The following is a 20,874-nucleotide window of genomic DNA, read 5'->3' on the forward strand; positions in this document are numbered from 1 at the left end:
CCCCTAGTCTTAGACCATAGTTTATATTGAAATCACAAAGAAAGCTCTTGTGAAAGTGGGGAGTATTTAAAACAGTTAGAACAAATATTAGAAATCGTAAATATGAGGAATATTGTTGTCTATGAGTATGTTTACGAACAAAATGAGAGGGTATCAGAAACAGATTTTTTATTGGTATAGATGGTTATTTCATCAAATGGTAAAGAACGTTAACATATAGTTGCAATGTTTACATCATAGAGTGCGCGCCTCAAGGAAAAGTTATATATTTAGAGGCGCGCACTTTTTGTCTTTGAAATAATCATAATTCTTTTCAATTGGATTTGCATCATAAGAACACCCCTAAAAATGTACGAAAGAAATATATATTTTTCCTACATTGTGTAGATACAAAAACTTTTTGGATATAGATATAATTTATTTACAGAATATTAAAAAAATGAACAGGGGGATGAAAGATGGCGATTCAAACAATTGGTATTGTCGGTGCAGGATCTATGGGGTCTGGCATTGCAAATTTAGCCGCATTAAATGGGTTTACAGTTATTTTACATGATATTGAAGAGCGTTATTTAGATAATGCAATACAACGTATGAATGGTTTTATGACTAAGAGTGTTACAAGAGGAAAGATGACGGAAGAAGATAAAGAAAAGGCGCTTGGCCGAATTCGACTCACTACAACTTTAGAAGATATGAAGGATGCGGATGTAGTTATTGAAGCCGTATTAGAAAAATTAGATTTGAAGAGGGAAGTGTTTGCAGCTCTAGATCGAATCGTTCCTGAAGGGGTTATACTTGCAACAAATACTTCATCTATGTCTATAACAGAGATTGCTTCAGCAACGAATCGTCCGGAACGTGTGGCAGGTATGCATTTCTTTAATCCTGCACAACTTATGAAACTTGTAGAAGTTGTTCGTGGTTATCGAACGAGTGATGAAACAGTCGAAGAATTGAAAGCGTTATCTAAAAAACTTTCGAAAGAACCAGTTGAAGTAAAAAAGGATTCCCCAGGATTTATTGTGAATCGAATTATGATTCCGCAATTTATAGAGGCAATTAAATTGCTAGAAGATGGCGTTGCCTCTGCAGAAGATATTGATAAAGCTGTTACACTCGGTCTTAATTATCCGATGGGGCCATTTACACTTCAAGATTTTGCAGGTGTAGACATTGGGTATCATGTGATGGAGTACTTCAAAGAAGAATTAAATAATGATCAATATGCGCCGCCGCTTCTGTTAAAACAGCTAGTTAGAGCAGGTAGACACGGCAAAAAAACAGGTGCAGGTTTTTATGATTATGAATAAAGAATGGGGGATTAAGTTATGAATTATGAGTTTTTAATTTGTGAAATTGAAAATAAAGTTGCGATCGTTACAATTAATCGACCACCTGTAAATCCGTTGAATACACAAGTGTTTAATGAACTTTCTAGTCTATTTGGTGAACTAGAGGTAAATGAAGAAGTACGAGTAATTGTTCTTACAGGAAGCGGAAGGAAGGCATTTGTCGCAGGTGCTGATATTAATGAAATGGCAGCACTTGATCTTGTCGGTGTTAACAAAATGAATAAGACTTCACGAACGGTATTTAGCAAAATTGAAAATATGTCAAAACCAGTTATTGCGGCGATAAATGGATTAGCTCTTGGCGGTGGTTTTGAACTCGCACTCGCATGTGACTTGCGCATTTGTTCGGATCAAGCAAAATTCGCTTTTCCAGAAGTAGGACTTGGAATTATTCCTGGAGGCGGAGGTACACAGCGTCTTCAAAAGATTGTCGGCCAAGGTATAGCGAAAGAATTACTCTATTTCGGAGATATGTTTGATGCGCAGCGTGCGTTCGATTTACATATTGTCAACAAGGTAGCACCTGCGGAAGAGTTGTTTGAGTCTGCAAAGGAATGGGCGTATAAATTAGCAAAAAAACCACCAGTAGCACTTCAAATGTTAAAAACGGCGGTAAATGTAGGCAGTAATGCTGACCTTGAAACAGGCTTAATAATTGAAAGCACCTGTTTTGGAAATGCTTTTGCAACAGATGATCGTAAAGAAGGATTACAAGCATTCGTTGAAAAAAGAAAACCAGTTTATTTAGGGAAATAATGAGGTGAATGGGATATGAAAGAGATTGTTTTATTGGAGGGAGCTAGGACTCCGTTCGCTGAAATTTCGGGATCGTTCAAAGGATTAAATGCAACAGAATTAGGGGCAATTGCCGCTAAGGAAGCAATACGAAAAGCTTCTATATCTGCTGAAGATATTAATCAAGTTGTATTTGGTAATGTTCAGCAGTCTAGTAAAGATGCACATTTATTGGCAAGGCATGTTGGATTAAAAGCCGGAGCACCTATTCATGTCCCAGCTTTGACGATTAATCGTCTTTGCGGAACTGGTGTTGAATCTATTTTAACGGCAGCTCGTTATATTCTTTGCGGAGAAGCAGACGTTGCACTTGCCGGAGGAACTGAGAACATGAGCCAAGTTCCGCATGTAATACCTGGAATGAGATGGGGAAGTCCACTCGGCGGTCCGGCTTTAGAAGATTGGTTATGGGATGGTCTTTATGATACGTATGGTAAATGTACGATGGGAGAAACAGCCGAGAATTTGGCTGCAAAATATAATTTAACGAGAGAAGAAGTAGATCAGCATGCACTCTCTAGTCATGAGCGAGCTCTTTTAGCAAGGGAAAAAGGGTATTTAAAAGAAGAGATTGTTCCAGTAACAGTGAAAGGAAGAAAAGGAGAACAGATCATTGAAGAAGATGAGCACATCCGTCATACGAGCCTAGAAAAATTAGCAAAGTTAAAACCCCGTTTTGCTGAAAATGGTGTAGTAACTCCTGGTAGTGCAAGCGGAATGGTGGATGGTGCAGCGGCGGTTGTATTAGCATCTAGTGATTATGCAAATGATAGAGGATTAAAACCGATTGCTAAGCTCATTTCTTGGGCTGTTGTTGGAGTAGAACCGAAGTATATGGGAATCGGACCGGTGCCAGCTATTCAAAGTGCACTAGAAAAAGCGAATCTAACTTTAGCAGACTTAGATTTGATTGAAATCAATGAAGCATTTTCTGCGCAGTACTTAGCTTGTCAAAAAGAATTAGGATTCGATCTTGATAAAGCGAATGTAAATGGAGGGGCAATTGCGATAGGGCATCCACTTGCTGCGAGCGGAACAAGAATTTCTCTATCCTTAATTTATGAATTAAGAAGAAGAAATAGAAAGTATGGGGTATCCGCTGTTTGTATTGGCGGAGGGCAAGGAATTGCAGCGATTTGGGAAGCGTTGTACTAGAAAAACCAGGGAGAGTCCTTCCTGGTTTTCCTACATCGTTTGTCCTGCTATAAGTATGGGATAAAAAATGCGAGCTAGTAGGTAAGACGATAGAAAGTGAGTGAGAGAATGAAAAAGAATAGGAACTTATTAGCGGTGTATGAGCTGTTAGAATCTGTTACTTCATCTTATGGTGAAAAAGAAGCGATATATGATTTAACGAGACGAATTACATACAAACAATTGAAAAATGAAGTAGATTGTTTGGCTACTGCATTTAAGAGACTAGGAGTAAGTAAAGGCGACCGTATCGCCGTATCTCTACCAAACTGGTCTGAAACAGTAGTAATCTATTTTGCGGCAGCAAAATTAGGAGCGATAATCGTTCCTTTTAACCCCAAATATAAATCATATGAAATTGAATATATATTGGAAAGTTCAGCTCCAAAGCTATTAATAGCATCCGGAGAATTTGAAAAGAATTTTGGTTTTGAAAAAGTACTTACTATGGTACAAAAAGCTATTACAGTAAGGTTTCCGCAAGAGAATCTCAGTTCCTATGAGGAGTTAATGCGTACAGAAACAAAGGATATTGAACAAGTAAATATAAATGTGAATCATGATTTGTTTTGTATATTATATACGTCAGGAACGACGGGAACCCCAAAAGGTGTAATGGTTACACACCGTGCTGTTGTACAATCTGCACAAACGATAGGAATAGAGCTGCATTGTACACAAGATGATGTATTTATTATTTCAGCACCACTGTTTCATATTTTCGGTATGGCAATTAATATGCTTTGTGCAGTAGCGATGGGGGGACGAATGATACTACAAGAAAAATTCCGTCCGCGAGAAACTTTACAATTAATTGAACAAGAAAAGGTAACCATCCAAAAAGGTGTACCAACAATGTTTATAAAAGAACTAGAATTAGAGGATTTTGATAAATATGATTTATCTTCATTGCGTGCCGGATTAGTTGGCGCCGCACCTATTCCGGCAAAAACAGTGACGGAGATACGAGAACGGATGGGTATTAACCTTTGCCAATCATTCGGAATAACTGAAACGGTTTCTATTACGATGACCTCGTATGGTGATACAAAGCAGAATATAACTGAAACTCTTGGAAAGGCTATCCCAGGAGTAACATTGAAAATTGTCGATGAAAATAGAGTAGCGCTTCCGCCCGGGGAAGTGGGAGAAATCGCAGTTAAGGGATTTGGAGTAATGAAAGGTTATTATAATATGCCTGAACAGACAAAACAGGTTTTGGATAATGAAGATTGGTATTATTCAGGAGATTTAGGTACTCTTGATCACCAAGGATATTTAAGGTTCGTAGGGCGAAAGAAAGAGATGATCATAAGAGGTGGGCTAAACGTTTATCCACAGGAAATTGAAGCAGTCATTATGAAACATCCAAAAGTAATCGAAGCAGCAGTTGTAGGTCTTCCAGATAAAGTGCTCGGGGAAGTTGCATGTGCGGTCATACGGTTAAAAAATGGAGAAGTAAGTTCAGAAGAAGAAATGAAACTCTACCTTAAAGAGAAAATGGCAATTTATAAACTACCAGAGAAAGTGATCTTTACTGATGAATTCCCTGTAACAGCAAGTGGGAAAATTCAAAAGTTGAAGTTGAGAGAACAAGTATCTTCTAATATTAGTCCAACAGTTTGATAGAGAGGAGGGAAGTCATAATGGAAGAATATACTTTCCAAGTAAGATGGGGAGACACAGATGCTGCGGGCATTGTGTATTATCCTAATTTTTATAAATGGATGGATGAAGCAACTCATGAATATTTTAAAAAAATTGGTTTTCCTTCAGTCGAACTTTACGAAGAACAACAAATTGGTTTGCCCTTACTAGAAGCAAAATGCCAATTTAAGTCACCTCTTCGTTTTGAAGATCAAGTAGTTGTGAAAAGTACTGTGAACGAATTGCATAATAAAGTTTTTACAATTCAGCATGTTTTTGTAAAAGGTGAACGGGTTGTGGCAGAAGGTTATGAAACTCGTGCATGGACTTCTTTCAAAGAAAAAGCGAAAGCGCATCCAATACCTGAGGATATTCGGAGGAAGATGATGCCGGAGATAAAAACGGTAGAGAGTTAAAGAAGAACAGGCAAGGATATCATAATGGGAAATTGTTAATAAAGGGGAGATATTGATGGGAAAAGAAAAAAAATATGATGCCATTGTTGTTGGTGCGGGCCCAGTAGGACTTGTAGCAGGACTTGCATTACAAAAGAAGGGGATATCAACTTTAGTAATAGAGGCAGATTCATTCGGGAGACCACGCCCAGGAAGTAGAGCAATCTATTTGCATAGTGCTTCGTTAAAACTACTGGAGGAGACTTCAGAAGGCCTTGGCTTCACACTTGCTCATAACGGAATTATTTGGCCTGTAAAACGAACGTTTTATAAAGGGAAAGAAGTATATGTACGAAATTACGGTAAGGATGAAAGCCTTAATTATAACCGATTGCCTCATTTCACAGCTCTTCATCAAGATGAGATCGAAAAGCATATGTATGAGGCATGTATAAAAGCAGGCGTTGAATTCCTTTGGGATGCTCCAGTTAAAAAGTTACACATTACAGACTCTGGAGTAGAACTTACAATCACAAATGACGAAATCTTAAAGGCGCAGTATGTAATTGGATGTGATGGAGCACGTTCAATCGTAAGAGAGCAAGCGGGATTAACGTTTGAAGGCCCACGCACGGCAGATACTTTTATCGTCGTGGATGCAAAAGAAGATGAAACAGATCCACTTCCTTTAGAAAGAATATTCCATTACCAGCATCCAGCAATGGAAGGAAGAAATGTAATGTTTGTTCCGTTTAAAGGTGGATGGCGTATTGATTTACAACTACTTGAGTCAGATAATCCAGATGATTATACAAATATTGAAAGTGCTAAGAAATGGTTGCCAAAAGTAATGGATGCTAAGTACGCTGAGAGGATTACGTGGGTGTCTTCCTACCGTTTCCATCAAGTAGTGGCAAATTCATTTACTGACGAAAAACGTCGTGTTCTTCTAGCTGGAGAAGCAGCACACTTATTCGCCCCATTCGGAGCACGTGGATTAAATTCTGGAATTCCAGATGCTGTTCTTGCTGCGAGAGGTATTGAGAAAGCACTACAATCTCATTCTGAAGAAGAGCGGGTATACGCGATTGAAGCAGCTGCAAACGAACGCCGAATTGCAGCGAAGTGGAACCGTGATGCTTCAACTACTGCGCTTCATCACCTTCAGGGGAATTCTCCTGAAATGAACATGAAACGCGACATTGCAGCCTCAATGGTATCTATCGTTCCAAGGCTTGGAAGATGGCTTGATGAGGGACCATACGGACCAAAATTTGGACCTCCTGAACTGACAACGAAATATTAAAATTATAAAAATACTTAGATGAGTAACGTGAACAAGATGAAAGGAGCGATAAGAAATGGTTTTGTCTCAATTCATGAATGAAGAAAAGTATGGTTCTCATGCCCGTTCTACAAATGGAATGATTGAGCGGTTAATGACGATGAACTGGTATAGGAATATTGGACAGCAAAATCTAGAAGCCGAGAAGAAAATAGATCAATTTATGAGTTCTCTAAACGTTAGTGAATATGAAATCAAATGGATTTCAAGAAAACAATTACATGAGACCATTGGGCGGATTTCATTTGAAGGTAACACTTTATGGGGGGCACTAGCAGAAGTGCCAGATCAATTGAAAGAAAAAATTGTACGCGCTGGTAACGAAAAACTTCTTGTAGATGTAGTAGATAAAGTACCAGAAGCAATCTTTCATGGTGTTTATAAACAAGCGTTCGAAATTTTAGGAGAGGAAAAAATAGTGAAATTTCTCGTTGGGCATGCGATGTACGTAAGTGTTCTTGCATGTGCTGCTGAATTAGCTGAAGAAAAAAATGTATTTCTCCCAATTATAGAGTTAATAGAAATGGGACATGTACCACTTGGTCCAGAAGGAAATGCTTTTTATCTTTTATAACAAAGAGTAGGGCCGGAAAGTTATACGTTACTATCGTTCAGGGTAGAATTTTCATTCATTTAAAGGAAAGGGAGATTACTATGAAACTTGTTACTTTTACACGTAATGGAGAAACGAGAATTGCTGCTTTAGAAAATGGGAAATTGATTGATTTGCATGCTGCTTTTAAAGCGAAATTGACAAGCGAAGGAAACCTTCGGGCCGCTCAAATTGCAGAGGCGTATATACCAAAGGATATGAATGGATTTTTACAAGGTGGAACGGAAAGTATGAATTTAGCAAAAGATGCGATCGCTTATGCGCTTATGAAAAACCATGGAGATAAATTGGTATTTGAAGAAGGTGAAGTGAAAATAGAAGCTCCAGTACCTTCGCCAGGAAAAATTATATGTGTAGGTCACAATTATCGTGAACACATTTTGGAAATGAAACGCGACTTACCTGCATTTCCAGTCATCTTTGCGAAGTTTGCCAATACAGTAATCGGTCCAGAAGATGATATTCCACATTACCCGATTTCTGAACAACTAGATTACGAAGCTGAATTTGCTTTTGTAATCGGGAAGCGTGCTCGAAATATTTCAGAAGGAGATGCCCTCCAATATGTAGCTGGTTACACAATTGCGAATGATATTACTTATCGTGATATTCAGCGCCGTACGATTCAATGGCTTCAAGGGAAGACAGTTGAAGGAAGTGCTCCGATGGGACCATGGTTAATTACTTCAGATGAATTAACGAACCCATCTGGCTTGGAAATCGTCTTAACAGTGAATGGAGAGACACGTCAGCGATCTAATACTGCTAATTTAGTATTCTCGGTACAATATCTCGTTTCGTTTTTATCCGGTTTAATGACACTAGAGCCAGGGGATGTCATTTTAACAGGTACACCAGGTGGGGTAGGTGTTGCACGTAATCCGCAAGTATTTCTTAAAGATGGAGATATCGTTCGTATTGAAGTTGATGGAGTAGGCGTACTTGAAAATAGAGTAAGACAAACAGTAGAGGTGCCAGTACTATGACGAAAAGCTTGCAAATCCACGCAGCCGAATCTGTTTATGAATCAATCGATAAGATCAAGACTATTGTTAAGTCTTTGCCAGAGGAAATCATCTATTGGAAACCTTCAGAAGATGAATGGTCAATTATGCAAATTATTACACATGTAGCGGAAGCTATCCCGTATTGGGCAAAAGAAATTAACAATATTAAAGTAAACCATGAAAACGTATGGGGCCGCGGTTTAACAGATGAAGTACGTCTACAAGCAGTTTCAGAAGAGAATATAAACAAAAAATCTATAGAAGAAGTCATAGAGCAGCTGTCTTCTATACCACTCATCATAGAAAATGTACTGAGCACATTAACAGACGAAGAGTTAAATATTCAGGCTCCAAGTCGCAATCCTCGTTTCAATAATAAGTCGATTGACTTTATCGTGAATCACCTCATCGTAGAACATACAGAAAAGCATTATAAACAAATCGAGCGGAATTTATGTAAATTTAATGAGCAATAAAGGAGGCAAATAAAATGGCGGAAAAAAATGCTTTTTTTGAAAGTACACTCGTACAAGATTTCAATCGTGATATAGAACAATATCATCTCGGACCACTTTGGAACGCGATCCCAGATTTAATGAAACATACACCTGAGCCTCATGCACAAGCGTACCTTTGGAAATCTGAATTGCTTCAAAAGAAGTTAACAGAGGCGACGCAAATATTTACACCAGACCGCGGGGGAGAACGCAGGGCCATCTACTTTCAAAATCCTGGACTTAATTATAGAAAACCTTGGGGATGGGCATCGACCACCCAAACGTTATATGCAGCGGTTCAATTGATACAACCTGGAGAAACCGCTCCGTCACATCGGCATGTTCAAAATGCGCTACGTTTCGTCATGGAAGGAGAAGGGGCTTACTCAATTGTGCAAGGAGAGCGTATTTTCATGGAACGAGGAGACTTTTTAACAACTCCAAATGGACTGTGGCATGGACATGGTCACACAGGTGACAAACCGATGATTTGGATGGATTGCCTTGATATTCCGACCATTTATTATCTCGGCGGTACCTTCTTTGAGCCGTATCCGGAAAAAATTGAACAGCCAAACGTGCCGGACAATTATACTGCTCAGCGTTATGGAGGTGGAATGGTTCGGCCGGTTTCGGACCGATATGCAAAGAAAGCTCCACTTAGTTCTTACAAATGGTCAGGGACGGAAGCAGCACTTAACGGATTAAGTCGTTTTGAGCCAGATGCTTACGATGGTTATGCTGTTGAATATATAAATCCATCGAACGGTGAAACAGCGTGTCCAACGATTGCAGCTTGGATGCAAAAATTGCCGAAGGGATTCAAAGGAAAAGCACATCGTCATACGCATGCATCAATCTATCATGTGCATGAAGGGGCAGGATATACGATTATTAATGGTGTTCGCTTTGACTGGTCGAAAGGAGACTTCTTTGTTGTACCAAACTGGGCATGGCACGAACACGTTGCGCTAGAAAATAGTTATGTATTTTCAACAAACGACCTTCCTATTTTGGAAAAATTCGGGTTAGAGCGGAAACAGGAATATGAGAACAATAACGGATATCAAACAATCACAGGAGAGTTTGAACCAGCTCTACCTTGATATTGTTAAAAAAAGTGCCCTCTAGTAAAGAAAATATCATACAAGAGGGCACTTTTTTCTATTTGTTAATTAATAAGCCTTCAGCACATGAAGTAAATAATCTTTCCGATTTAGCGGATTAAAGTCAACACGTTTTCGAGTAGGGAAGGGAGCCGTCAGCTTTGTGAAACCAGTTGGCTTTGCTGTAAAGATACCTTCTCCTTCAGTAAATGAATGGAGCATTCGTTTAAAATTCTCTGTTTTCGCAACAGGTAATGATCCTATTAAATAGTAAGAGTCATTATAGAATATAGGCTCTGCGAAAGTTGCTGGAATCGCAGCTAGTTTATACATTGCGGTACTAATTGCGTGCTCTGGAACAGTTAATTCAAATTCGTTTAATGGTTCATATACACATGTTTCAGCTTGCTTTAAAGCAGCCATTAATACGAGCGGTGTTAAGTTTCTAAAGTCACTCGCTGTTGTAACAGGGCTTGCATAACCAGTATGTGTTAACGTGACGATAATATCAGTAACTTCCCATCCAAATAAACCTTGTTTTAACGTTTGAAATACTGTATCTTCAATCGCTTTATGAAATGCTAAAGGTAGTGATCCAAGTTCAACGCCTAAGTTATACGTAATACCAGAGTTAAGCACACCACGTTCCACTTTGAAGCCGATTGTTGCGTAAAAAGGATTCTCTTTTTCACTCATTACTTCAACGCTATTCCCTATGCCAATTGGTTTTTCAATACATACAACGCGCGTATTTGAAAAAGTAACTTGTAAATTGTATTTTTCATAAAGTGTTGTTTCGATAACTTCTTTTTGTACTTCACCGAAAAGGCGAATGTATAGTTCATTATGAACATCGTCTTTCCACACTTTAATGAGTGGATCTTCTTCGCATAGCTCCATAAGTGCAGCGTATAAATCATGAATTTGCTCTTTAGGAACTGCCTCGATTGCTGCTTCCATTTGCGGTTCGGCAAAGTAAATGTCTTTAATATAATCTGTCCGTTCACCGATAATATCACCAATTTTAACATTCGTAAGTCCCCACACTTTGCAAAACTCTCCACTTTGAACAGTAGAAGCTTGAATTGCATTTCCATTATGAAATATGCACATTTTTTTAATCTTTTCTTTATGTGACAGAGACTCACTGCGCTGAATATCAACATATTTTCTAACGTGTAAACAACCAGAAAAAACTCTTACATAAGCAATCTTTTCCCCAGAAGATTCGCGTTGAATTTTAAAAACAACACTGGATAATGTTTCATCTTGTGCCGATTTAGTAGCTGGAATTAAGGCTGAAATATTTTCAAGTAATTCAGTTACTCCAATACCTGTCATTGCTGAACCAAAAAAGATAGGAAACACATTTGCTTGCTGTATTTGCTTTTCGAGTTCTTTTCTTAATAGTGCGTCCGGTATTATTTCGTTATTTACATATGACTCAAGCAATGATTCGTTATATGGTGCTAATCGTTCAATACAATCGTCATATGACTTATATTCAATAATACGAGCTTCCTTTGTTCCTTCGTTCTCTACACAGTAGAAGGGGAATGCATCCTTTGAAAGAATTGCTTTTATTTGTTTCACAACTTTTTCAGTATTTGCGCCACTACGGTCTATTTTATTTACAAATAAAACAGTCGGTATGTTTAGTTTCTGTAGTGTTCGCATTAAAATCTTCGTTTGTGCTTGCACACCTTCAACGGCAGAGATAACTAAAATGGCACCGTCTAAAACGCGGAATGATCGTTCCACTTCAGCGATAAAATCAGCGTGTCCAGGTGTATCAATGACATTTACTTTTAAATCATCAATAAAGAAAGAAACGACAGATGCTTTAATTGTAATTCCGCGTTGTCTTTCTAATTCCATTGAGTCAGTTTGCGTATTACCACTATCTACTCGGCCAACTTCTTTAATCACATTCGTTTCATAAAGAATACGCTCAGTCAAACTCGTCTTGCCAGCATCTACGTGCGCGACAATCCCTATATTTATTGTTGTCATATATAAATATCCTCATTTCATTTTCCATTTTTATTTCCTCATTTCTATTTGTGTATTGCCGCATTACGATCACTCTCCAGTCACTTAAATTAGTACTATTATAATGCAATTAACATTTTTTGTAATGTGATAAAGTCCCTTGTTTTGGAAAAATATTAATAGGCGAACATTAAAAAAATAAACAGGAAAAACAAAATGCTTGCATTATAAATCGATATAGATTATATTAATTGACATATCAACTATTGATGCATCAAACGTTTTTGGTTTGGACGTAAAGGAGGGGTAATTTGACAAGTTCATGCTCAAAAGAAGCAATAATTTTATATAAATTACACTTCCTCAATAAAGAAGTAAGTTCGAAGTTTGAAGGTTGTACGGGTATGAGTCAATCTAGACTAGAGCTTATACTTCAGTTATATGAAGTAGATGAAATTAGTCAAAAAGCACTTCAGCAAGAAGTGAATATTGATAATGCCGCGATTACGAGGCATTTAAAACAGCTGGAAGCAAACGGAATGATTACAAGACGTAAAAATCCAGATGATAACAGAATTACGTTAGTTTCTCTTACAGAAGAGGGGCGAAATAAAATTCAAGTGTATCAAGAGGAAAAAGAGCGTTTCGCTACTTCAGCATTTAAAGGATTAAGTGAAGAAGAGCGCGACAATCTTTTAACGATGTTAGACCGCATTCAAGAAAATATAAAAGAACTTTAAAAAAGGGAGAATACAACTATGACTAACTCAGTAAAAATAAATGATTTTAACGAAATTTTAACAGGACGTCGTTCAATTCGTAAGTACGATCCTTCAGTGAAAATTAGTAAAGAAGAGATGACTGAAATTCTTACAGAAGCAACACTTGCACCATCTTCTGTAAACATGCAACCATGGAGATTCTTAGTTATTGAAAGTGACGAAGCAAAAGCAACACTTGCGCCACTTGCGAAATTCAATCAATCTCAAGTAGAAACATCTTCAGCAATGATCGCTGTATTTGGTGACTTAAACAACTTTGATAACGCAGAAGAAATTTACGGTACAGCAGTAGAGCGTGGTTTAATGCCAGCTGAAGTAAAAGAAGATCAAATGCAAAAACTTTCAGGTTACTTCTCAATGGTTACGCCAGAAGTAATGAAAGATACAGTTTTAATTGATGGTGGTCTTGTAGCAATGCAATTTATGTTAGCAGCTCGTGCTCACGGTTATGACACTTGCCCAATTGGTGGATTTGAAAAAGACCAAATCGCAGAAGCATTCGGATTAGATAAAGAACGCCACGTACCAGTTATGTTAATTTCAATCGGAAAAGCTGCTGACAGTGGTTATCCATCAGTACGTCTTCCAATTGAAAAAGTTGCTGAGTGGAAGTAATTTTATACAAATAGAAATAAGTGAGATATGAGAGGGGAAACACCATGATTATTATTCACGCAATATTTCAAGTGAATCCAGAAAAACAACAATCATTTTTAGAACAAATTCAGCCACTCATCCATGGTTCAAGAGAAGAAAGTGGAAATGTATCTTATGACTTATATAAAGATACAGAAAAAGAAAATGTTTATACGATGGTAGAAGTATGGAAAGATGAAGAAGCAGTTGCGAGTCATAATACGAGTGAACACTTCACATCTTTCGTTAGTAAAGCAGCACAATTTTTAACTGCTCCGCTTGATATAAAAGCTTATAATGGAACGTTAGTAAAATAATATGGTGAAAAAGATGACTTTAGCAAAAAGCTGAGGTCATTTTTTTTGTATAAGTAGAATCTAATTTCGGTACAGTTATGTTGAAATAGAAGTTTTGCTCTTATCTTCAATGACAGTGGTGAATTGTATGTTAAATTCGAACATTCGGTTTATTAGGATATTTTTCCATGGTATAATTTTCTAGAAAATAAAAGGTAGAGGGGAGTAAGTGATGGGAGAATTTCAAAGTAATTTGCATACGGCAACGCAACTTGCAACGAAAATGAGAAATGCTTCAGATAGAATGCAAAGTGCTACTAGTCGCACTATAAATAAGGCAACGCGTACTACACTATCTGTGAACTTCAAAGCACAAGAAGCAAATCAGCAAAATTTACACATTACGAAACAATTTTGCGCTGCTTTTCAACAGACGATTGATAATATCCATTCCGTATCAAATGAATTTGAGAAAATGGATAACGGACTTCAAAAGACTTTTCAATAATGTAACAGCCTACGTAAAGGGGAAAAGGTAGGGAGAAAAGATGAGTCAAGAAATTGAAACGAAAATAAGTCAATGCAATCAAAAATTACGAAGTATATTTGAAGAACAAAATGAAAACCGAATTGCGCTGCAAAATCAAGACCGAGCTGAGGCTAGTTTTCATGAATGGAAAAATCGAAGCAATCGTTTATTTAACCGAATACTAGAAACTTGGCATGGTGACAAAGAAGTATTTCACCTTTTTACGAATATGCGGCAAGAGATCAGGCAGTATGAAAGAAAACTTACATTCGAATTAGAAAACGAAAAAGAGACGTTGCTTAAAGAAAAACGGCATCTCAGTGAGAAAGAAAACGACCTTTCCTATGAACAGCAGCAACTACAAAGGGAGGTCAATACATGAGTTTAAACATGTATTTGGGAGAAGTACAAAGTCAAACTCAAAGTATGAACGCTATATGTAATGCTACGATTCAAAGTATGGAACAAGCCATTCAATCTATTGATGCTTTTGCGATAGATACAGTATTACAAGGACAAACATACAGTAGTGCAAAAGCCTACCTTGTCCAAACATTTCGGCCATTAGCGCAAGGAATCATATGTTTATGTGAAGAATTAATTCGCCAAAATGAGGCATTTCCAAGTGAGTTCCAAGCAAAAGTTGCTTCAACAGATGTGATTGAACAAGAAATAAGAGAACAAATACGGGGAATTAATCAATCTATTACAAGTATAGAAGCAATAGAAGTACTTACACCAATGCCCGGAGTAGGTGCAATTGTAACGGTATTAGGTGCAATGAGAAAAAAACTGGAAGAAAAACTAGAGCATTTATATGAATTCAATCATTCATCCAGCAGCAACTACAGCACCGCCCTCCAATTAGCAGCTAGCATCACAGCCGGACTCGCTGAAGTGCAAAGCGGGAAAGGATTTAGTCCTGTAAGTGGGACGTTTAGTACACAAGGATTGAATATGGATTGGGTGAGCTCGATTCAGGGGATTATAGAAGAAACAGCCCGAAAAACCGATCAGTCAATTAAGGATATAGAAACAAATAACATAATTGAGGAGAAATCTCCGGTTAGAAATGCTTGGGACGATGCGGCAGACAGTATAGTTGGCATGTTTGAAACAGTGAAAAAGATGTGGGAAGCTGTTCAAAGAGGATCTGGGAAAGCTATTGGAGATGAAATCGAGTCCGCAGTAGCTTTAAGTAATATGGATATAGGAACTTTTATTAATGTAACCTATGCACTTTTCCATTTGGATGAGACTGCAAAAAATATGTGGCATGCATTTTCAAATAAAATAAAACGAGATATGATAGATGGAGATGCAGAGAGCCGTACTGAATTGTCTACTTATATATTAACGCAAGTAGCTACCGCATTTTTGGGCGATAAGGGACTAAATAAAATCGGTCATGTCGCAAAAGGAGCAAAAGCATCAAGTGGAATAAGTACAATTGCTAATGCAGTAACACTAGCAAAAGAATTGAAGCCTAAGCTTGAAATGTTACAATCATTTAAGAGGGATGCTTCTTATGCATTCTCTAGTGTTGGTGGAACTATCATAACCAAAATACCACAAGGCGAATTGATAGAAGCTTATTATAAGTTTGCGAAGTCTAAAGATGGTGGTAAGGGTACGGGTAAAACTGGTGAGGGAATACCTTTAGAAGAAGTAAAGCCCGATGTACTTAAACAGATACATGCTGATGATAATGGAGCATATGGATATTTACCAAATGAGGGTACTGCATATAATAAACCAGAATATGACTTTACAAATGTTGAATGGACAAAAGAAATGCAAAATGTAAGAAAAGATTATCTTGAAGCATCTAAACAATTAGAAAGTGATATAGAAAAAATGACATCTGAAGGATTTTCTAAAGAAAATATAGCTGAACATGTTGTAGAAGCACGTAATCAGCAAAAAAATGCAGCAAGGGAAAATATGACTGCTGAGGAGAGAGCCGGTTTAGAGGAAAGAAATATAAAAAAATATGGTAACCCAATAGGACCAACAGCTGAGAGTATGTTTAATAAGATAAAAGATTCGTACATTGATAAAGGAATTTATGAATCAGATGAACAAGTATGGAAAATTATAATTCAAAAATCGATGCAAAAAGATGATGTAATAAACACACTATTAGGATTAGAGCATTAGGAGGGATAACTTATGATAATAATGAATAATTACTCTAAGACAGGGACGTATATTATATTAGAACCTAGCGGATATTCAGTAGTTGAAAAAAATAAAGTACAGTTGGTTAGACAAGGCGTCGGAGGATTTAGTGAAGATGGACAGGTAGTTGGTATTTATGCTAAAGATAACAAACTATTTTTTTTCTATGATGGAAAATCATTTGAAACATCTATAGAAAATCTAATTTGTATAAATAGTTATGTTTCAAAATTGAAAAGATGTTTTAGTGTAACAATAGGAGGACAAAATATCTGTAATATAGTTTATGAGCCTTTTATTGATCCAGGAATGATTTATTATGATGCAGACCCTGAAGAGTTTGATGTATTGCTATACTTAAGTGAATTATTGAAGAATGAGGATTCTATTAAGAGATTTATGAATGGGATGGAAATGATTAAAAAGCAGAATAAAGGTTAGTGTTTTAGAAAATGAAATAAGCGTTTGAAAGTAAGTACTTCATGATGGTTGTACCATCATAGAGTACTATGTGCAATGATAGAATAGAAAACGAAGTACGAGCTTAGGTGAGATGGCATTTTATTGGGCGGCGAATATAAACACATGGAATGAACATGAAAGTAATGAACTCGTACAAGCTCGTAAGTTTTAACGTAGTAGTTGTCACGACATATAAAAGGTGTCATACTGTTACTACAAAACTTACAAATTTATGCTACTTAAAAACAGATGAACTTAAAGCACTTGATTGTCAATTATGGCAACGAGTGCTTTTTTGCATTTTTGCGTAGAAATAAGTTGGTACACGTATAATTTTATAAGTGTATTAAGTGTTAAATTTTATAGACTGTAGTGGCTTTGTACAGCGTACGACACTACTAGAGAAAAAACTATTGTAAAAATTAAGGGTTGTATTATTTTTTGAAGTCATCGTAAAGTACGTTTTAACGGATTTACGTTACGAACACGTTATCCGCAAAAAACGGGTAAACGTTACAGGGATTGTAATTGTTGTAACGGGAGGGAGTTTGATATGGGGGAGAAAGTTGTTGGTTATGTACGAGTTTCAACGGAAGGGCAAGTACGTGAAGGGTATAGCCTAACGTATCAAGTAGAAGAAATTCAGCGGTACTGTATTGAAAATAAACTACAACTGCTTCACATATACGAAGATAAAGGAATTAGCGGAGCGACAGTAGATGAAGATGGGTTAACAGTTGAGCGTGAGGGGTTACAAGAGCTATTGTCTGATATGGCATATCATCAAGTGAGCAAAGTTATTGTACTAAATACATCTCGGTTATGGCGCTCTGATATGGCAAAAGTGTTAATACAACGAGAGCTAAAGAAATACAAGGTAGATGTGAAAGCAATTGAACAACCAAATTACAGTATATATGCACACGATCCGAATGACTTTTTAGTGAATGGTATGTTAGAGCTATTAGATCAATATCAACGTCTTGAGATTGCATTAAAGCTAAGTAGAGGCAGAAAGAAAAAAGCAGAACAAGGTGGATATGCGGGGGGCGGTGTGATGTTTGGTTATAGAGTAAAGAAAGGACAGAAAGTATTAGAAATAGATGCGGAGACAGCAATTATTTTATAAACTCACTTAAAAAATTAGCTCATTTTACTATACATACTACTAGAGTTATGAAAAATGGATAGGCTTGCGTACCTATGCGCATCGGAAGATGAACGCTCGAACTAAGGTTGCCGACATTTTTATATATGACAAAATCATTGAATAGAGGGATGAGTTATGCATAATAGACAAAATTATTTGTATATAGGAGTAGATTTACATAAGGAACATCATACGGCTGTTATTATTAATTGTTGGCAAGAGAAATTAGGAGAAATACAATTTGATAATAAACCATCTGCATTTTCGAAGTTCTTATTAGAAGTAGAGACATATGTGTGTGATGGGATAACTGTTGTATTTGGTTTAGAAGATGTTGGTGGTTATGGAAGAGCATTAGCGAAATATTTAGTAGATCACGAACAGGTAGTAAAAGAAGTAAATCCAGCTTTATCATTTTTAGAACGAAAAAGTCAAGTGATGATACAAAAAAATGATAGTTGGGATGCGGAATGTGTGGCACGCATATTGGTAAACAAATTTAATCAATTGCCAGATGCAAAGCCAAACGATTTATTTTGGTCGATACAACAATTGGTTTCAAGAAGGAATGCATTAGTAAAAGCACAAAGTGCATTAAAGAACCAATTACATATTCAATTAAACCACCATTATCCAAGTTATAAAAAGTTTTTCTCAGAGTTAGATGGAAAAACAGCATTAGCGTTTTGGCAGCAATATCCGTCACCCTCTTGTTTAGAGGGGGCAAATATAAAGCAATTAACAGCTTTTTTATTAGATGTTAGCAACAATACATGTTCAGTAAAGAAAGCAAGCGAAATATTAAAACTTGTAAAAGAAGATGGACATACAATGAAGGAATATCAAGAAACACGAGACTTTTTAGTAAGAAGTATTGTACGGGATATTGAGTTTAAAAAGACAGAAATGAAATACATCGAGAGAGAATTAAAACAGCTAGTAAAACTACTAGATTATCAATTAGAAACGATGCCGGGAATAGAACTTGTGACGGCATCAGCATTAATTGCAGAAATTGGGGATGTAAGGCGATTTCCAAATGCCAACAAATTAGCACGATTTGCGGGGATTGCGCCTGTTTACTTTGGTTCTGGTGGGAAAGGTAAGACACACAAAAGCAAACAAGGAAACAGGGCGCTACACGCTTTATTTTATAACTTAGCAGTACAGCAGGTGCAAGTAGCGAAAGGAAGTAAGTTACTTAGAAACCCAGTGTTTCATGCATACTATCAAAAGAAACTTAAAGAGGGCAAAACAAAAGGACAGGCTTTGGTGTGTATTATGAGAAGACTTGTAAACATTGTATATGGCATCATGAAATATAAAAAAGCTTATGAGTTGCCGGTAGTAGAAGAAAAAGAAGTAGTTTAATAAGGTTTTACATGGTTTGTTTTTTTATTGTGAGGGTTTAAGATTACAACATAGGGTACGGGTAACGGTAAACCTAGCAGTAACAAAAATACAAATGTAGATAATTTTGATGCAAAAATAGCTACAAATAAGCAAAAAGGTAATTATGGTGAAATCAAATCAAGTGACAATTTATTGAATAATCAAAGTTTAAAAGATGCTGGATATGATCTAAAGCCAGTCGGAAAAAGTGCACCATCAGGCATAAATGATAAAATAGTAAAAGGAATTGATGGATTATACGAAAATACAAATGCAGAATCAAAGATCAAATATGTTATTGATGAAGCAAAATTTGGCAGTTCACAATTAGGGAAAACTAAAGATGGACGACAAATGTCAAATGATTGGTTGAAAGGTTCTGAAACTGGAAAAAGTAGAATATTAAAAGCTGTTGAGGGAGATGAAGTATTAGCTGAACAGATTACGAAAGCATTGCAAAAAGGTAAAGTTGAAAGAGTATTATCAAAAGTTGATAGTAGTGGAAAGGTTAAAACGTTTAAGATAGATTCTAAGGGTAACATCGTTGGAGAATGGCCATAAGCTAGAAGCTAGGAGGAATTAAATAGAATGAGAGATCAATTATGTATAGAAGAAAAATGTAAAAGGGGAATAGAATATCATAAAGAGTTTATTGAAGAAAATAGAGAAGAAATTAAAAGTTTAGAAGAAGATGAAAAAAATGGTATTCAAAGATATCCTAATGATAACAAAAGTATTATATTAGAAAATCATTTGTCGAATTTTATACATGAGATGAACGATATTAGGGCGATGTATTCTTTAGGAGAAGACATAAGTACAATGGAAGCATATTTTTATAATGCATTGGATGATTTAGAGTATACAGGTACTCACAAAATTGGATATATATATATGCTGTGGGTGATTTCCTTAGGGATTCTATTAGAAACGGATAAAAAGAATATAGAAAGATTAAAAAAGATAGTTGATAAAAAAAATATGAACGACGCAGTAATTGATTTCCTCGTATGCGCTAGTGATATCGGATACACAAAAATGACGAATAGATATTATAAAGACAATCCATATGCAAAAACGAGAGAAATTATAGAACTTGCACAAACAGATAAGAAAGAAGCATCTAAAAGATTGAAAACGTATATGGAGAAAGAATGGTTTAGAGGTCATTATGATTATGAATGGAAAAATGCACATAAAGAACCTGGATATGTAGGGTATTGGAGCTTTGAAACGGCAGCGCTTGCGAAAATTTTGGAACTTGATGATACAAGTTTAAAAGATAATAATCACTATCCGTATGATTTGGCGCATTATAAGAATTCAATGAAATTCAAACACATATCTCTAAGTAAATATAACTATGAGGATGAGACGGAAGAGATAGATGAAATAGTAGAAGGAATTGAAAATAATCCTGCATTGGAAAACATTATTCCGCCAAAATGGCATTCATTGGTCAATGAATTAATACATGATTATAAGAATATGGATGATAGT

Annotated in this window: 21 protein-coding genes and 1 pseudogene; 21 read left to right on the forward strand and 1 reads right to left on the reverse strand. The window is 36.5% G+C overall.

Annotation, left to right across the window (positions count from 1 at the left end; genetic code table 11):
- Positions 1-458 precede the first annotated feature (458 nt).
- From AB3X48_RS06665 to AB3X48_RS06710, 10 genes are all read left to right on the forward strand, one after another.
- Positions 459-1,313: a 3-hydroxyacyl-CoA dehydrogenase family protein gene (locus AB3X48_RS06665; protein WP_199660936.1), complete on the forward strand. Its 855-nt coding sequence runs from the start codon at positions 459-461 to the stop codon at positions 1,311-1,313.
- Between the two features lie 18 nt (positions 1,314-1,331).
- The gene (locus AB3X48_RS06670) at positions 1,332-2,111 is read left to right on the forward strand and encodes an enoyl-CoA hydratase/isomerase family protein (RefSeq protein ID WP_199715610.1); all 780 of its coding nucleotides are present in this window, start codon (positions 1,332-1,334) and stop codon (positions 2,109-2,111) included.
- Between the two features lie 15 nt (positions 2,112-2,126).
- The gene (locus AB3X48_RS06675) at positions 2,127-3,305 is read left to right on the forward strand and encodes an acetyl-CoA C-acetyltransferase (protein ID WP_199715608.1); all 1,179 of its coding nucleotides are present in this window, start codon (positions 2,127-2,129) and stop codon (positions 3,303-3,305) included.
- Between the two features lie 108 nt (positions 3,306-3,413).
- On the forward strand, positions 3,414-4,970 hold the full coding sequence (locus tag AB3X48_RS06680; RefSeq protein WP_131230467.1) for a class I adenylate-forming enzyme family protein: 1,557 nt from the start codon (positions 3,414-3,416) through the stop codon (positions 4,968-4,970).
- Between the two features lie 20 nt (positions 4,971-4,990).
- Complete coding sequence (locus AB3X48_RS06685) at positions 4,991-5,407, forward strand: acyl-CoA thioesterase (RefSeq protein WP_016105251.1); 417 nt, start codon at positions 4,991-4,993, stop codon at positions 5,405-5,407.
- A 55-nt stretch (positions 5,408-5,462) separates the two neighbouring features.
- Positions 5,463-6,692, forward strand: coding sequence for an FAD-dependent oxidoreductase (locus AB3X48_RS06690; RefSeq protein WP_016105250.1), 1,230 nt, complete (start codon positions 5,463-5,465; stop codon positions 6,690-6,692).
- 55 nt (positions 6,693-6,747) lie between these two features.
- Positions 6,748-7,305 carry a hypothetical protein gene (locus AB3X48_RS06695; RefSeq protein WP_016105249.1) on the forward strand — a complete coding sequence of 186 codons (558 nt, stop codon included), beginning with the start codon at positions 6,748-6,750 and terminating at the stop codon, positions 7,303-7,305.
- An 80-nt stretch (positions 7,306-7,385) separates the two neighbouring features.
- The gene (locus AB3X48_RS06700) at positions 7,386-8,330 is read left to right on the forward strand and encodes a fumarylacetoacetate hydrolase family protein (RefSeq protein ID WP_016105248.1); all 945 of its coding nucleotides are present in this window, start codon (positions 7,386-7,388) and stop codon (positions 8,328-8,330) included.
- Positions 8,327-8,827 (forward strand): DinB family protein, encoded by a 501-nt coding sequence (locus AB3X48_RS06705; RefSeq protein ID WP_016105247.1) that lies wholly within the window; start codon positions 8,327-8,329, stop codon positions 8,825-8,827. Before AB3X48_RS06700 ends, AB3X48_RS06705 begins: the two co-directional genes overlap by 4 nt.
- Before the next feature lie 14 nt (positions 8,828-8,841).
- A complete protein-coding gene (locus AB3X48_RS06710) occupies positions 8,842-9,954 on the forward strand; it encodes a cupin domain-containing protein (RefSeq protein WP_088078814.1) in 1,113 nt (370 codons plus the stop codon).
- A gap of 69 nt (positions 9,955-10,023) precedes the next feature.
- On the opposite strand, the gene AB3X48_RS06715 is transcribed toward AB3X48_RS06710, so the two are convergent.
- Positions 10,024-11,967: an elongation factor G gene (locus tag AB3X48_RS06715; RefSeq protein ID WP_199715606.1), complete on the reverse strand. Its 1,944-nt coding sequence runs from the start codon at positions 11,965-11,967 to the stop codon at positions 10,024-10,026.
- A gap of 290 nt (positions 11,968-12,257) precedes the next feature.
- On the opposite strand from AB3X48_RS06715, the gene AB3X48_RS06720 reads away from it, so the two are divergent.
- The 11 genes and pseudogenes from AB3X48_RS06720 to AB3X48_RS06770 form a co-directional block, all read left to right on the forward strand.
- Positions 12,258-12,686 carry a MarR family winged helix-turn-helix transcriptional regulator gene (locus AB3X48_RS06720; RefSeq protein WP_000204168.1) on the forward strand — a complete coding sequence of 143 codons (429 nt, stop codon included), beginning with the start codon at positions 12,258-12,260 and terminating at the stop codon, positions 12,684-12,686.
- Between the two features lie 18 nt (positions 12,687-12,704).
- Positions 12,705-13,343 carry a nitroreductase family protein gene (locus AB3X48_RS06725; RefSeq protein ID WP_016105245.1) on the forward strand — a complete coding sequence of 213 codons (639 nt, stop codon included), beginning with the start codon at positions 12,705-12,707 and terminating at the stop codon, positions 13,341-13,343.
- Positions 13,344-13,387: 44 nt separating this feature from the next.
- A complete protein-coding gene (locus AB3X48_RS06730) occupies positions 13,388-13,681 on the forward strand; it encodes a putative quinol monooxygenase (RefSeq protein ID WP_002200057.1) in 294 nt (97 codons plus the stop codon).
- A gap of 211 nt (positions 13,682-13,892) precedes the next feature.
- Positions 13,893-14,168, forward strand: a complete 276-nt coding sequence (locus tag AB3X48_RS06735; protein ID WP_199715604.1) for a TIGR04197 family type VII secretion effector — start codon at positions 13,893-13,895, stop codon at positions 14,166-14,168.
- Positions 14,169-14,208: 40 nt separating this feature from the next.
- Positions 14,209-14,571, forward strand: coding sequence for a DUF3958 family protein (locus AB3X48_RS06740; RefSeq protein ID WP_016105243.1), 363 nt, complete (start codon positions 14,209-14,211; stop codon positions 14,569-14,571).
- Positions 14,568-16,349, forward strand: a complete 1,782-nt coding sequence (locus AB3X48_RS06745) for an LXG domain-containing protein (protein WP_199715603.1) — start codon at positions 14,568-14,570, stop codon at positions 16,347-16,349. Before AB3X48_RS06740 ends, AB3X48_RS06745 begins: the two co-directional genes overlap by 4 nt.
- 12 nt (positions 16,350-16,361) lie before the next feature.
- The gene (locus AB3X48_RS06750; protein ID WP_002110558.1) at positions 16,362-16,811 is read left to right on the forward strand and encodes a hypothetical protein; all 450 of its coding nucleotides are present in this window, start codon (positions 16,362-16,364) and stop codon (positions 16,809-16,811) included.
- A 574-nt stretch (positions 16,812-17,385) separates the two neighbouring features.
- Positions 17,386-17,958, forward strand: a pseudogene (locus tag AB3X48_RS06755) (recombinase family protein); the annotation flags it as partial.
- 159 nt (positions 17,959-18,117) lie between these two features.
- Positions 18,118-19,353, forward strand: a complete 1,236-nt coding sequence (locus AB3X48_RS06760; protein ID WP_016105240.1) for an IS110 family RNA-guided transposase — start codon at positions 18,118-18,120, stop codon at positions 19,351-19,353.
- A 174-nt stretch (positions 19,354-19,527) separates the two neighbouring features.
- Positions 19,528-19,935: a hypothetical protein gene (locus tag AB3X48_RS06765; protein WP_016105239.1), complete on the forward strand. Its 408-nt coding sequence runs from the start codon at positions 19,528-19,530 to the stop codon at positions 19,933-19,935.
- 27 nt (positions 19,936-19,962) lie between these two features.
- A partial coding sequence (locus AB3X48_RS06770) for a PoNi-like cognate immunity protein (protein WP_367959129.1) occupies positions 19,963-20,874 on the forward strand: 912 nt, incomplete at its 3' end.

This window comes from Bacillus sp. S4 (assembly GCF_040838205.1).
Taxonomy (GTDB): domain Bacteria; phylum Bacillota; class Bacilli; order Bacillales; family Bacillaceae_G; genus Bacillus_A; species Bacillus_A cereus_U.